General features: G+C 58.6%; 12 protein-coding genes, 1 tRNA gene and 2 pseudogenes. 9 read left to right on the top strand and 6 right to left on the bottom strand.

Annotation, left to right across the window (positions count from 1 at the left end):
• Positions 1-73: 73 nt before the first annotated feature.
• The 3 genes and pseudogenes from LOC54_RS08805 to LOC54_RS08795 all read right to left on the bottom strand — a co-directional run.
• Positions 74-469 (bottom strand): annotated as a pseudogene (locus LOC54_RS08805) (IS481 family transposase); the annotation flags it as partial.
• Between the two features lie 197 nt (positions 470-666).
• Positions 667-742, bottom strand: a tRNA-His gene (locus LOC54_RS08800).
• 52 nt (positions 743-794) lie between these two features.
• Positions 795-1,961 carry an aminotransferase gene (locus LOC54_RS08795; RefSeq protein WP_279313443.1) on the bottom strand — a complete coding sequence of 389 codons (1,167 nt, stop codon included), beginning with the start codon at positions 1,959-1,961 and terminating at the stop codon, positions 795-797.
• Between the two features lie 267 nt (positions 1,962-2,228).
• Between LOC54_RS08795 and LOC54_RS08790 the strand changes: the two genes are divergently transcribed.
• From LOC54_RS08790 to LOC54_RS08780, 3 genes are all read left to right on the top strand, one after another.
• A complete protein-coding gene (locus tag LOC54_RS08790; RefSeq protein WP_279313442.1) occupies positions 2,229-2,567 on the top strand; it encodes a P-II family nitrogen regulator in 339 nt (112 codons plus the stop codon).
• Between the two features lie 95 nt (positions 2,568-2,662).
• Positions 2,663-4,108, top strand: a complete 1,446-nt coding sequence (glnA, locus tag LOC54_RS08785) for a type I glutamate--ammonia ligase (protein WP_279313441.1) — start codon at positions 2,663-2,665, stop codon at positions 4,106-4,108.
• Between the two features lie 141 nt (positions 4,109-4,249).
• Complete coding sequence (locus LOC54_RS08780; RefSeq protein WP_279313440.1) at positions 4,250-5,059, top strand: DUF3108 domain-containing protein; 810 nt, start codon at positions 4,250-4,252, stop codon at positions 5,057-5,059.
• A 4-nt stretch (positions 5,060-5,063) separates the two neighbouring features.
• On the opposite strand, the gene LOC54_RS08775 is transcribed toward LOC54_RS08780, so the two are convergent.
• Entirely contained in the window at positions 5,064-5,948 is an 885-nt protein-coding gene (locus LOC54_RS08775; protein ID WP_279313439.1) for an NrtR DNA-binding winged helix domain-containing protein, read from the bottom strand.
• A gap of 309 nt (positions 5,949-6,257) precedes the next feature.
• Between LOC54_RS08775 and nadA the strand changes: the two genes are divergently transcribed.
• On the top strand, positions 6,258-7,244 hold the full coding sequence (gene nadA / locus LOC54_RS08770) for a quinolinate synthase NadA (RefSeq protein ID WP_279313438.1): 987 nt from the start codon (positions 6,258-6,260) through the stop codon (positions 7,242-7,244).
• An 11-nt stretch (positions 7,245-7,255) separates the two neighbouring features.
• The gene (nadC, locus tag LOC54_RS08765) at positions 7,256-8,110 is read left to right on the top strand and encodes a carboxylating nicotinate-nucleotide diphosphorylase (protein ID WP_279313437.1); all 855 of its coding nucleotides are present in this window, start codon (positions 7,256-7,258) and stop codon (positions 8,108-8,110) included.
• Positions 8,111-8,119: 9 nt separating this feature from the next.
• Here nadC and gph read toward each other — a convergent pair whose 3' ends face one another.
• Positions 8,120-8,779 carry a phosphoglycolate phosphatase gene (gene gph, locus LOC54_RS08760; RefSeq protein WP_279313436.1) on the bottom strand — a complete coding sequence of 220 codons (660 nt, stop codon included), beginning with the start codon at positions 8,777-8,779 and terminating at the stop codon, positions 8,120-8,122.
• Between the two features lie 96 nt (positions 8,780-8,875).
• Between gph and glmU the strand changes: the two genes are divergently transcribed.
• The 4 genes from glmU to LOC54_RS08740 are packed head-to-tail and all read left to right on the top strand — an operon-like array spanning position 8,876 to position 12,799.
• The gene (gene glmU / locus LOC54_RS08755; RefSeq protein ID WP_279313435.1) at positions 8,876-10,213 is read left to right on the top strand and encodes a bifunctional UDP-N-acetylglucosamine diphosphorylase/glucosamine-1-phosphate N-acetyltransferase GlmU; all 1,338 of its coding nucleotides are present in this window, start codon (positions 8,876-8,878) and stop codon (positions 10,211-10,213) included.
• A complete protein-coding gene (gene glmS, locus LOC54_RS08750) occupies positions 10,213-12,036 on the top strand; it encodes a glutamine--fructose-6-phosphate transaminase (isomerizing) (protein WP_279313434.1) in 1,824 nt (607 codons plus the stop codon). The genes glmU and glmS overlap by 1 nt, the downstream gene beginning before the upstream one ends.
• 43 nt (positions 12,037-12,079) lie before the next feature.
• Positions 12,080-12,331 (top strand): MoaD/ThiS family protein, encoded by a 252-nt coding sequence (locus tag LOC54_RS08745; protein ID WP_279313433.1) that lies wholly within the window; start codon positions 12,080-12,082, stop codon positions 12,329-12,331.
• A gap of 6 nt (positions 12,332-12,337) precedes the next feature.
• Complete coding sequence (locus LOC54_RS08740) at positions 12,338-12,799, top strand: molybdenum cofactor biosynthesis protein MoaE (protein WP_279313432.1); 462 nt, start codon at positions 12,338-12,340, stop codon at positions 12,797-12,799.
• 156 nt (positions 12,800-12,955) lie between these two features.
• On the opposite strand, the pseudogene LOC54_RS08735 reads toward LOC54_RS08740, so the two are convergent.
• Positions 12,956-13,115 (bottom strand): annotated as a pseudogene (locus tag LOC54_RS08735) (IS5/IS1182 family transposase); the annotation flags it as partial.

The raw sequence follows: 13,115 nt of genomic DNA, 5'->3' as shown, positions 1-13,115 counted from the left end.
CTCTTCATCAGAATCTCCTCATCCTCACGCTGAGAAAATTCTCATCCAAAAGCCACTCTTTTTATGGGGGGATTACCGGATAGCGTTTGAAACGCTGTCGTCCGGGCTTGTCTCCCTCGATATCCGGAAGCCGGGATATCCCGTGGCGCTGAAGGCAGCGATGCAGAGCCGAGCGTGTCAGATGAGGGATGCTGGCCTGCAGGGCATAAAGACAGTCATCCAGCGGCAGCAACGTATGCCGGCGAAACGCCACGATCATCGCTTCGTCCGTCTCAGAGAGAACCGTTGAGCGCGGCTCTTTAGGATCTGTCTTCTGATCCTCAACCGTTTGACGCTTCCGCCATTTTGCAACTGTTTTCGGGTTGACCCCGAACTCCTTGCTCAGCGTCGCGAGCGAAGCCTGCGATCGCTGTAGTGCTGCTCGCACGGCGTGCGTAGTCGTGGCGCTCCCATGACGTATCTGTCCCATAAGGCTTCCTTCCACTCGCGTGAAAATAATACCCCATCAAAACACGGGACTAAACACCTAGCTCTTTTGGTTATGTTCTGCATGTCATACTCAGCTTTGGCGCTTCGCTTGGGTATGACGCTAGACCTATGACGCACGGCTACAGCCCTATTATGCTTTCCTCTATAAGTTATTGATTTTCAAGGGGAAGAATATGCTGGGGCGAACGACGGGACTCGAACCCGCGACCACCGGTACCACAAACCGGCGCTCTACCAACTGAGCTACGTCCGCCACACAGCGGGACGTCTCGTAGAAGAAATTCCGAGTGCTTGTCAACGGGTTGTCAGTGGAAATATGCCTCCAGACGGCGGATGGCCTCGGAGAGGACCGCCGGTTGTTTGCAGAAGGCAAATCGGACATAGCGCGTGGGAGGCGTGCCTGCTGAGGGATCGCAGAACGCAGAGACGGGAATCATTGTCACGCCCGCTTCAATGGTGACTCGGCGGCAGAAAGAGAGATCGTCTTCTTCGTCGGCAAGGCCACTGATATCTGCGGTGATGAAATAGGTGCCGTTGCAGGGGAGCACGCCGAAGCCACATTTCCTGAGGCCCGCTGCGAGCAGATCGCGGCGTTCGCACAGCCCTTCGGCCAGCTCCCCGAAAAACGCCTCACCTTTGTTCAGACCTGCTGCAACGGCGCGCTGCAGATTCGGGGCTGTGGCAAAGGTAAGATTCTGGTGGGCTTTTGCGATGACCTCCGCGAGCGGAGACGGGGCTGTGATGTAGCCGATTTTCCAGCCGGTGAAGGAGAAGCTTTTTCCGGCACTGCCGATTCTCATGCAGCGCTCTCTCATATCGGGCAAGGTCATGAGCGGGATATGCGGCGCGTCGAAGACCAGGTGCTCGTAGACCTCATCGCAGATGGCAAAACTGTCGTATTTACGGACCAGTCCGGCAATGAATTCGAGTTCTTCTGTCGTGAAAACCTTTCCGCATGGATTCATGGGTGAATTCAGAAGAATCGCCTTCGTGCGCTCATTGAAGGCGGCGCTCAGCGCTTCCCGGGGGAGGGACCAGTCCGGCGGGCTGAGGCGGACGGGAACGGGGACGGCTCCGACAAGCCGGAGAAAGGGCAGATACGTGTCATAGGCCGGTTCCAGAACGATCACCTCGTCCCCCGGACTGGTCACGGCGGAAATGCAGGCAGCAAGGGCTTCCGTTGCGCCTGATGTGACGATGACTTCCCGGTTCGGATCAACGGAAAGGCCGTAGAATCGCTGATTGCAGCCTGCAACGGCCTCGCGAAGCTCGGGCAGCCCTGTGAGCGGGGCATACTGATTACGCCCGTCGCGCAGCGCGGCGCAGGCAATCTCCACAAGTTCCGCCGGGCCTTCCGTATCGGGGAAACCCTGGCCGAGATTGATGGCGTCGTATTCACGGGCCAGAGCGGACATCTGCGTGAAGATCGTGGTCGGCAGGGCGGAGAGGAGGGTGTTGAGAGGTTTCACAATTTACCGAAAAGCTGAGCCGGAAAGGGGCTGACAGCTAAGCGTCAGGAAGAGGTGCCGGTCAATTCCTGACTGCATGGCGGAGAGGAAGTTTACGATAGTGCAACGATACCGGATTATTTCGCTGTCAACCCGATTGCCCTGCGGACGAACCCGTGCAAATCTCCTTAACGCAGTCCAATTCAGCGCATTCCTTGAAATGTGCTGCTGCGGAGGCATTCCGGCCCGTGCCGGAGTTCTGAGGAGCATTGTTCGGGTGTGCAGCGCGGTATGAAGAAGATTGAGGCCATCATAAAGCCCTTCAAGCTCGATGAGGTGAAGGATGCTCTTCATGAGCTCGGGCTTCAGGGGATTACGGTGACGGAGGCCAAGGGATTTGGTCGCCAGAAGGGTCATACGGAGCTCTACCGCGGAGCTGAGTATATCGTTGATTTTCTGCCGAAAATGAAAATTGAGGTGGTCTGTCCAGATGATCTGGCGGAGCGTGCCGTGGAAGCCATCAGTGCTGCCGCACGTACCGGACGGATCGGCGATGGCAAGATTTTTATCATTCCGATCGCAGACGCGATCCGCATCCGTACGGGTGAGCGCGGAGACGACGCGATCTGATCCGTATCGGGCGGGCCGGGGTTCGTCCGATACACAGGTGTTTCCCGGGGAGTCGGTTTACGGGCCGGCGTTCCCTAACTGAACAGGTGAGGCATATGGCGAAGAAAGAGACTGGTTCCACCACGGATAACTCTGCCGCGGTCAAGAAGGTATTCGATCTGATCAAGGAGCACTCGGTCGAGCTGGTTGACCTGCGCTTTACCGACCCGAAGGGCAAGTGGCATCACACCACGCAGTATATCACCACGATCGAGGAAGATACGTTCGTCGAGGGTTTCATGTTCGACGGTTCGTCGATTGCCGGCTGGAAGGCGATCAACGAGAGCGATATGGTGCTCCTGCCTGATCCGACCACGGCTGTGATGGATCCGTTCTCCGCGCGTCCGCAGCTCATTCTGATCTGTGACATTATCGATCCGGGCACGGGCCAGTTCTACAACCGTGATCCGCGTTCCACGGCGAAGCTTGCCGAGCAGTATCTGAAATCCACGGGTCTGGGCGATACGGCTTTCTTCGGTCCGGAAGCTGAGTTCTTCATTTTTGATAACGTGCTGTTCGGTACAGGTCCGAATTACGGCAAGTATCAGCTCGACAGCATTGAGGGGCCTGATGCCTCCCTGAAAGAGTTTCCGGAAGGAAATCTCGGTCATCGTCCGGGCATCAAGGGCGGATATTTCCCCGTCGCCCCGATCGACAGCGAGGTCGATCTGCGTGCGGAGATGCTGATCACCATGGGTGAGATGGGTCTGCCGATCGAGAAGCATCACCATGAGGTGGCGCAGTCTCAGCATGAGCTCGGCACGAAGTTCGACACACTCGTCCGTTCTGCGGATTTCATGCAGATCTACAAGTATGTGATCCACAACGTTGCCAATTCCTATGGCAAGTCCGCGACGTTCATGCCGAAGCCGATTTATGGCGATAACGGTTCGGGCATGCATGTCCATCAGTCCATCTGGAAGGAAGGCAAGCCGACCTTTGGCGGTAACGGTTATGCAGATCTGTCCGATACGGCGCTTTACTACATCGGCGGTATTATCAAGCACGCCAAGGCATTGAACGCCTTCACGAACCCTTCCACAAACTCCTACAAGCGCCTGATTCCGGGCTTTGAGGCTCCGGTGCTGCTGGCTTACTCTGCCCGCAACCGTTCTGCTTCCTGTCGTATTCCGTTTGCGACAAACCCGAAAGCCAAGCGCGTTGAGGTCCGCTTCCCCGACCCGACGGCCAATCCGTATCTGGCATTCGCTGCGATGCTGATGGCCGGTATTGATGGCATCAAGAACAAGATCCATCCGGGCGATGCGATGGACAAGGATCTTTATGATCTGCCGCCCGAGGAGCTGAAGCAGATTCCGACGGTCTGCGGCTCCCTGCGTGAGGCTCTTGAGGCTCTGGCAGCTGATCATGAGTTCCTGCTTGCAGGAAACGTGTTCACGAAGGATCAGATCGAGAGCTATATCGATCTCAAGTGGCAGGATGTGTATCGCTTCGAGCACACCCCGCATCCGGTTGAGTTCGAGATGTATTATTCCGTCTGATCCTTTTGCGGATACGACAGAAGGGAACGCGGCTCCTCGGGGCCGCGTTTCCGTTTTTACAGGGTACGGAGAATTGCGTGCCCGTCAGAAAACACAGGGTTTTCTGACATCGAGATTTTCGGGCGGAAACTGATGTCACGCATGTCCAGTCTGATCAGGAATACCGTGCTGGGAAGTCTGGTGATTCTCGCGGTGCCGGTGGCGGAGGCTCAGGAACCACAGAGCGTTCATCTGTCCTATACGCTGTATTCTCACTGGCTTGAGGCCGCGCATGAAGACATCGTCATGACCATGACCGATCATGATTACAGTGTTACATCGCAGGCGCGGGCCGGTGGTGTGGTTTCTCTGTTCATGAAGCTGAACGTGGCGAGTTCTGCGAAAGGAATATTCAGGGGGAACGTGGCGGTTCCGCAGATTTATGAAAGTTCCGGCAGGTCTCGTGGCGAGGACCGGCGTGTGACGATTCGCTATACGGACGGGAAGCCGGATTACGCTTCTGTCACGCCGCCTGAGAATGATCGGGAAATCGTTCCGGAGGCTCTGCGTCTTGAGGGAACGAATGTTTTCTCGGCGTTTGTGCAGCTTCTGAGGCAGGTACGGACGACGGGGCGTTGTGATCAGACATTTTCCATATTTGATGGTCTGCGCCTGAGCCGTTTTACTTTCCGGACGGACGGGCAGGGAAGCGTACCGGAGGCGCCGCATGATCGTACGGGGATCGGGCTGCGCTGCGCTTTTTCCGGTTATCAGGTTGCGGGATTTGTGAAGGACAGCCGGCACAGGCAGCAGCTCAGTGAACCGCATGGAGGTATGGTCTGGTTTCAGGATGTGCCGGGTGCGGGTATGCAGGCCGTGCGTATCGAGTTTGACCATCCCAAAACTGGCCGTATGACGATCATTCTCAGTAAAAGTTCAGTGGAAGACGGAGCGGTTTTCGGTTCACCCTGATCGGTCAGCGGAGTGCGGAGAGCGGTTTTTTTGCTCCCGCGAGATAGCAGTCCTGGGCAGCTTCCTGCCGGAACCGGTACAGTCGCGCGGGGCGGCCGGGGCCTGCGGCATCAAACCTGTCTGTCTCGGACAGCAGATTCTGCTGGAGAACGAGGCGGCGGAAGTTCTGCTTGTGCATCAGCCGCCCGGCGAGAGCCTCCATTGCGCTCTGTAGCTGCAGAAGGGTGAATTCCGCAGGCAGCAGATCGAAAACCATCGGCGTGTAGCGAATCCGGGCACGGATCCGGGAGAGTGCGGTGGCGAGAACGCGGCGGTGATCGTGCAGCATCGGCCTGTCTTCCGGCAGAGGCTGTCCTGCTGCGAGTGATTCGCGGACCAGCCCTGCTTCCCACATCAGTTCATAGCGGGCGAGGGCGAGTTCATCGTTCCAGCTGTGTCCGTCCAGCCCGAATGTGGCAGCGCATCTCTGCCAGCGGGTTTCATCCTGTCCAGCCCAGCTGCGCAGATACCGGATGGCAGCGATGAGCTGAGCCGGAACTGCGTTTTGTCTGCGGTCTTCCCAGGGGAAGTAGTCATACAGACCGCAGCGTTCGGGAGAGGGGGACACGCTGGTGGGAAGGCAGGCCATATAGGAAATGCGGACTTTTCGCGGATCTGTTCCCAGAGAGGAATCCGTGAATGTGTAGAGCTGCTCGGTATGGCCCGGGCGAAGGCCCGTCTGCTGCTCGACCTGAAGTCTGAGACTGCGCTGGAGTGAGCGGTGGTCTGACGTGAGCGGTCCTGAGGGAAGCGCCGTGCCCTCCTGTATCGTAACGACGCAGGGCATCTGTGATTCAAGGCTGACCAGAACGGCTACCAGTTCCGTTTCGCAGAGTGCTGCCGCTTTCATCTTCCGTCCGCCATACCGCCTGACGACGGCGTATGTGTTCTGCCTTCTGTCGTGTAGCAGGAGGCTAGGGAGATTCAAGATGAGGGTTGATGCGTGGAGATGTCCTGAACGTGAAGAGAGTGAAGTTTCGTTCATATCCTCTGCAGAAATAAAGATGATGCCTGTTTTTGAATGATTTTTTGCAAAGGGTAATAATGCGGAGCGCGTGACCTCCCGGCATGAGCGGGCCGGAGGATCAGAAAACGTTTGCCTGACGGGAGCAGGATATATACTCGCTGTGAGCATATTGTCTGTGCAGGATAGAATGCCATGTCAGCAACGATTTCTCCCCCGGATATCCGGGATGATCTCTACGGGCCTGTTTCGCGCCTTATGCGCCGGGAGGACTGGGAACGTCTTTATGCCGACGATATTGAGGCGATTCTGCGCCTGAAAAAGACGCGTAACGCCGTGATCCTTGCACATAATTATCAGACGCCGGAGATTTTTCACTGCGTGTCCGATATCCGCGGAGACAGTCTTGCGCTGGCCCGGGTTGCACAGGATGTGGAGGCGGATGTCATTGTCATGGCAGGCGTCCATTTCATGGCCGAGACCGCAAAGCTTCTCAATCCGCAGAAAACCGTCCTGATCCCGGATGATCGTGCCGGGTGTTCTCTGGCGGAGGGGATCACGGCTGAGAATGTCCGGATGCTGAAGCAGACCTATCCGGGTGTGCCGGTCGTGACCTACGTCAACAGTTCTGCGGATGTGAAGGCGGAAAGTGATATCTGCTGTACGTCAGGCAATGCGCGCCGGGTGGTCGAGAGTCTTGGCGTGCCGCGTGTGATCATGATCCCGGACGAGTATCTTGCCCGGAATATCGGTGCCGAGACCGGGATCGAGATGCTGACATGGCCTGCACATTGCGAGGTTCACGAGCAGTTCACGCCGCAGGAAATCCGGCAGTATCGCAGGTTGCATCCTGGCGTCACGGTGATCGCGCATCCGGAATGCCCGCCTGAGGTTGTCGCGGAAGCAGATTATTCGGGATCGACGGCGCAGATGATTGAGTATGTTGCGGAGAAGAAGCCTGAAAAGGTTCTTCTGGTGACGGAATGCTCCATGAGCGACAATCTTGCGGCACAGTTCCGGCAGACGGAGTTTGTCCGGCCGTGCAACCTCTGCCCGCACATGAAGCGTATCACGCTGGCCGGTATCCGGCGTGCTCTGGAGACGATGGAGACACAGGTCACGATTCCTGACGATGTGGCGGATCGGGCGCGTCTTGCGGTCGAGCGGATGCTGGCGGTCTGAGGAGAATGGTGATGTCCGTGCCTGCTCTGTCGCGGCTGCTGTGGGAGCCTGTTGTCCGTGCATCCCTGCTGGAGGATCTGGGCGCGGGCGGGGATGTGACAAGCCAGGCCCTGATGCGGCCGGGACAGGTGCTCCGGGCTTCTTTCCGGGCGCGTGAGCCCGGTGTCGTTGCCGGGCTTGACGGGGCCTGTCTGTCCTTCACGCTGCTGGACCCGCAGGTGCATTTTACGTCTCACAAGGCGGATGGTGAGAGGATCGTGCCGGGTGATATCCTGGCGGTTGTCGAGGGACGTGCCGAAACGGTGCTGAGCGGCGAGCGTACGGCGCTTAATCTGCTGTCCCATCTGAGTGGGATCGCGAGTGTGACGCGCCGGGTCGCGGATGCGATTTCCGGTACCGGGGCCAGGGTCTGCTGCACACGCAAGACATTGCCGGGGCTGAGGGCCGTTCAGAAATATGCCGTCAGGGCCGGTGGCGGTTCGAATCATCGCTATCGTCTGGATGATGCGATTCTGATCAAGGACAACCATATCGCGCTTGCGGGCGGGAATGTGGAGACGGCACTTGCGGCTGCGCGGGAGCGGGCCGGGCATCTGATGAGCATTGAGCTTGAGGTGGATACACTCACCCAGCTTGAGGCTGCGCTGGCCTGTGGCGGAGCGGATGCTTTCCTGCTCGACAACATGACGCCGGAGGAGTTGCGGGAGGCCGTGCGGATGGTGGACGGGCGGGCCGTGACGGAGGCCTCTGGCGGGATCACGCCGGAGACGGCCCGCTCCGTTGCAGAGAGTGGAGTGGACGTGCTTTCGCTTGGCTGGCTGACGCACAGTGTCCGTGCTCTGGATATCGGCCTCGATATCGTCTGACCGTGCGGGTCAGCCGGCAAGCGCGATAAGTTCATGCGGATCTGAGATGATCCTGTCCGCGCCGCTGGCGGCATCGGCGTTGCCGTAGCCCCATGTGACAAAGACGGAGGGTATTCCGGCTTTCCTGGCAGCCGTAACGTCGTTGATGGAATCTCCGATCATGACTGAGGTGTCCGGCTGTCCCTTCGCCTCTGCGATTGTGCCGAGCACATGGTTCGGGTCGGGTTTTCTGACAGGGAACGTGTCGCCCCCGCAGATGGCCGAGAAGTATTTTTCTATATGGCATGCCCTGAGTATGTCCTGAGCCGGGAGAGCGGGCTTGTTGGTGCAGACCGCCATGGCGATGCCGCTATGCCTGAATGTTTCCAGCACCTCGATGATGCCGGGGAAGGGGCGGGACAGGCGTGAGGCGCGCGGGGTGTAAAGCGCCATATAGCGCGCGGTGGCTGTATCAAGCGTGGCATCATCCGGATTCTGCCCGGCATGGGTCAGGAGGCGTCTGACCAGGACGCGAACTCCGTCCCCGATCATGGCACGGACCTGAGCATCAGAGACTGTTCCCAGGCCGGCTTCAGCCAGAAATACCCGGCCGCAATCCGCAAGATCGGGCAGGGAGTCAATCAGTGTGCCGTCCAGGTCGAACACGGCGAGCTTTACGGGTAGTGTCATTTTCTCTCGTCCTGTAAAAACCGTAATCAGATGTGACAGAGCAGGAACGTCTCCGGGTTTGACAGCGTCAGCCCCTTGTCCTACCGGCTTGACCTCATGAAATCACATTCCGCAACTGCTGTAATCCTCGCTGCCGGTCTTGGCACCCGTATGAAATCGGCGCTTCCCAAAGCCATGCAGCCGCTGGCCGGCCGCCCCATGCTGGCAACGCTTCTGGCGTCGGTCCGGGAGCAGTTCGACCGTATTGTCGTGGTGACCGGGCCGGATATGGACGATGTGGCGGCCGTGGCCGGGCCTGAGGCGCAGATTGTCGTGCAGACGGATCGTCTCGGCACGGGACACGCGGCACGACAGGCGGCTGCATGTTTTGGTGAGGGGGATGTTGCGATCCTCTATGCTGATAATCCTCTGATTCTTCCGCAGACCCTGGAGCGCCTGCTGCAGGCGAGAAATTCCGGCCATACCGGCCTGGCGCTTCTGGCCATGCGACCGGCTGACCCGGGCCGGTATGGCCGGGTGATCGTTCGTGACGGGATGGTGGAACGGATCGTGGAATGGGCGGATGCCTCGGAAGAGGAGCGTGCCGTTCCGCTGTGCAATGCCGGGGTGATCTGTGCCCGGGCTGATGATCTGCGCCGCTGGCTGGAGCAGATCGATAATAATAACGCGAAGGGAGAATATTACCTCACGGATGTCGTGGCGCTTGCCCGCAGGGATGGTGTGGCTGTCCGTGCCGTCGAGGCACCGGAGGAGGAGCTGCGCGGTATCAATTCCCGTGTCGAGCTGGCGGAGGCGGAGGCCGTGATACAGACACGTTTCCGTCGTGCGGCCATGGAGGCAGGGGTGACGCTGACGGCGCCGGAGACGGTGTTTTTCTCGCATGATACTTGCCTGGAGCAGGATGTGACGGTGGCTCCGCACGTCGTATTCGGTCCGGGCGTGACGGTTCGCAGCGGAGCGGAGATCCGTGCGTTCAGTCATCTGGAAGGATGTGAGGTCGGCCCGGGATGTATGGTCGGCCCTTATGCGCGCCTGCGCCCGGGAACGCTTCTGGCCCGCGGCGTTCATGTCGGCAATTTCGTTGAGCTGAAGGCAACCGAGATGGCGGAGGGTGCGAAGGCGAACCATCTGACCTATCTCGGTGATGCGTCTGTCGGAAAAGGGACGAATATCGGAGCAGGCACGATCACGTGTAACTATGACGGCTACCTCAAGCACCGTACGCAGATCGGGGCGGGTGCGTTTATCGGCTCGGACTCCATTCTTGTTGCTCCGGTTTCCGTCGGCGACGGAGCTCTGATTGCGGCGTCGAGCATCATTACGGATGATGTTCCGCAGGATGCGCTGGCGATCGGGCGTGCGCGTCAGATCAACAAGCCCGGGCAGGGCGCGCAACTGCGCGCCCTGCTGAAGAAAAAGAAGGAAGAAGGCTGATGTGCGGAATCTGTGGTGTTACCGGTCATCGTCAGGCGACACCGATCATTTTCGAGGGGCTGCGGCGTCTGGAATACCGGGGTTATGATTCGGCAGGGATCGCCACTCTGGATGAGGGGCAGATCAGGCGGCAGCGTGCGCCGGGAAAGCTGGATAACCTGGGAAAAATTCTGGAAGCCCGCCCTCTGACCGGCACGACGGGGATTGGCCATACGCGCTGGGCCACGCACGGCGCGCCAACGGAGAACAACGCGCATCCGCACGGGACCGGACGTGTTGCGATCGTGCATAACGGAATCATTGAGAATTTCGAGGCGCTGCGCTCGGAGCTTGAAGCCTCTGGGCAGGTTTTCGAGACCGAAACGGACAGTGAGACCATTGCCAGACTGGTGGATTTCCATCTGCAGCAGGGTCTCTCACCGAAGGAGGCTGCTTTTCAGGCCATCAGTCGTCTGGAGGGGGCTTATGCTCTGGCGATGATTTTTGCCGGGCATGACGGGCTTCTGATCGGTGCACGGCATGGTGCGCCTCTTGCCGTGGGATACGGCGAGGGAGAGATGTTCCTTGGTTCAGACAGCCTGGCTCTGGCGCCTCTGACCCGCCGGATTGCCTATCTTGAGGATGGGGATCGCGCTGTTCTGACGCGTGACGGAGCGGAGTTTTTCAATGAGGCCGGTGAGGCCGTCGCGCGGCCGGTGCAGACCACGGCGCTCGTTGCCGGAGCCATCGGCAAGGATGGCTACCGGCATTACATGGAAAAGGAGCTGCATGAGCACCCTCTGGTGATCGGGCAGACATTGCAGCGTCTGATTGATCCGGCGCGGAGGCGTGTGGTTCTGCCGGATATGCCGTTTGATCCGGCGGAGGTTTCCCGTGCTGTCATCACGGCCTGCGGATCGGCATTCTATGCCGGAACGGTAGGGCGTTACTGGCTGGAGAGCGTTGCACGGCTGCCTGTGGATATCGATGTGGCCAGTGAGCTGCGCTATCGGGAGCCGCCGCTGATGCCCGGGTCTCTGGGGCTTCTGATTTCCCAGTCGGGAGAGACGGCAGATACGCTCGCGGCGCTGCGTTCTCTGAAGCGTGCGGGGCTGCCGATCCTGTCGGTGCTCAATGTCGAGCACAGCACGATGGCACGGGAGAGCGCGGTTGTGCTCGGCACGGCAGCCGGGCCTGAGATTTCAGTTGCATCCACCAAGGCATTTACGACGCAGCTTACGGTTCTTGCCTGTCTTTCCATCGGATTTGGCCGTGCCCGCGGGACACTTGATGAGAAGCGGGAGGAGGAGCTTGTCTCTGCCCTGATCGATCTTCCGGCAAGGGCGACGGAGGCTTTCCTGCTGGGAGAGGAAATCCGCAGGATGGCGGAGGTCGTCGCGGAGGCACGGGATATCCTCTATATGGCGCGCGGCAGCCTGTTCCCTATTGCACAGGAAGGTGCGCTCAAGCTGAAGGAAATCTCCTACATTCATGCGGAGGCCTATGCTGCAGGCGAGATGAAGCACGGTCCGATCTCTCTGATCGACCGGACCGTTCCGGTGATCGTGACCGTGCCGTCCGGGCCTCTGTTCGAGAAGACGCTTTCCAATCTGCAGGAAGCAAAGGCACGTGGCGGACGGATTCTGGCCTTTACGGATACAGAAGGAGCTCCTCGCCTGAAAGCTGTGGCGGAGCAGGTGATTGCCCTGCCGCGTGTCGATACATTTGTCGCGCCGATCCTTCAGGTCATTCCGCTGCAGATGCTGGCTTATGAGGTTGCGGTCCGTAAGGGCACGGACGTTGATCAGCCGCGCAATCTGGCAAAATCGGTTACCGTCGAGTGAGCCGGTCCTTGCAGGAGGCGGTCAGTCGGATCATATCGGGCATATGGTGACAGTACTTTATTTTGCCGCACTTCGGGAACGGCTGGGGCGCGCGTCAGACTGGATCGATCTGGAAAAACCCCTTCCGGCAGGTGATCTTCTTGCACGTCTGCGTGCAGCAGATCCCGTGGTAGAGGCGGCTTTTTCCGTGCCGGGCACGATCCGTGTTGCGGTAGGGCAGCGTCTTGCCGATGAAGCGACGATTGTGAATCCCGGTGATGAGGTCGCGTTTTTTCCTCCGATGACCGGAGGCTGATATAATATGGCATCGGTGCGTATTCTGGTTTCTGATACTGATTTTGATACGGGCCAGGAGATTTCGGACCTGCTGCAACGATCCGGTGAGGGTGCAGGAGGACTGGGAGCGTTTGTCGGCGTTGTCCGTGGTGGCAGCGGACTTCAAAGCCTGACGCTTGAGCATTATCCGGGCATGACAGAGCGTATTCTCGAAGGCCTCGTTCTGGAAGCTGTCGGGCGCTTCTCACTTTCAGGTTGCACGGTCATCCATCGCGTGGGTTGCATGAACGTTGGCGAGCGGATCGTGCTTGTCCTGACGGCATCAGCACATCGTGCAGAGGCTCTGGATGCAGTCCGTTTTCTGATTGATCGCCTCAAGACCGGTGCACCTTTCTGGAAGAAAGAGCACTATGAGGACGGGGCAGGCAGTTGGGTTGATGCAAGAGAAGCAGACGACTGGGCTGCTGCAAGATGGGATACGGCCTGAAACTATCTCAGGATGATTTTTCCGGGTCCGGCTGGCAGATCATATCTTTTTCGATAAGCAGATTTTTCTGCTGCTTTTCTTTTTCCGGCAGCTGATAGGTGACGTGACAGCTATGTTCGCTGCCGGCTTCCGGATCGGTGTAAGGTCTGTGGGGATTCATCGTGAATGGATAACAGCTGCGGTGAGATAGATCATCGCGCTGAAGCTTTGATCTGTCTTGTCTGAACGCATGGCGATGAGTTTGAATTCCTTGAGTTTACAAAAGAAGTTCTCGATCAGGTGACGCCACTTATACATTTCACGATCGATGATGAGC

It is taken from the genome of Acetobacter sp. AN02 (genome assembly GCF_029759835.1).
Classification (GTDB): Bacteria; Pseudomonadota; Alphaproteobacteria; order Acetobacterales; family Acetobacteraceae; genus Acetobacter.
This window is presented reverse-complemented; position numbering and strand designations above follow the sequence as displayed.

Coding starts and splice junctions, on each gene's coding strand:
- LOC54_RS08790 (WP_279313442.1), top strand. CDS start 2,229: ATGAAGAAGATTGAGGCCATCATAAAGCCCTTCAAGCTCGATGAGGTG.
- glnA (WP_279313441.1), top strand. CDS start 2,663: ATGGCGAAGAAAGAGACTGGTTCCACCACGGATAACTCTGCCGCGGTC.
- LOC54_RS08780 (WP_279313440.1), top strand. CDS start 4,250: ATGTCCAGTCTGATCAGGAATACCGTGCTGGGAAGTCTGGTGATTCTC.
- LOC54_RS08775 (WP_279313439.1), bottom strand. CDS start 5,948: ATGAAAGCGGCAGCACTCTGCGAAACGGAACTGGTAGCCGTTCTGGTC.
- nadA (WP_279313438.1), top strand. CDS start 6,258: ATGTCAGCAACGATTTCTCCCCCGGATATCCGGGATGATCTCTACGGG.
- nadC (WP_279313437.1), top strand. CDS start 7,256: ATGTCCGTGCCTGCTCTGTCGCGGCTGCTGTGGGAGCCTGTTGTCCGT.
- gph (WP_279313436.1), bottom strand. CDS start 8,779: ATGACACTACCCGTAAAGCTCGCCGTGTTCGACCTGGACGGCACACTG.
- glmU (WP_279313435.1), top strand. CDS start 8,876: ATGAAATCACATTCCGCAACTGCTGTAATCCTCGCTGCCGGTCTTGGC.
- glmS (WP_279313434.1), top strand. CDS start 10,213: ATGTGCGGAATCTGTGGTGTTACCGGTCATCGTCAGGCGACACCGATC.
- LOC54_RS08745 (WP_279313433.1), top strand. CDS start 12,080: ATGGTGACAGTACTTTATTTTGCCGCACTTCGGGAACGGCTGGGGCGC.
- LOC54_RS08740 (WP_279313432.1), top strand. CDS start 12,338: ATGGCATCGGTGCGTATTCTGGTTTCTGATACTGATTTTGATACGGGC.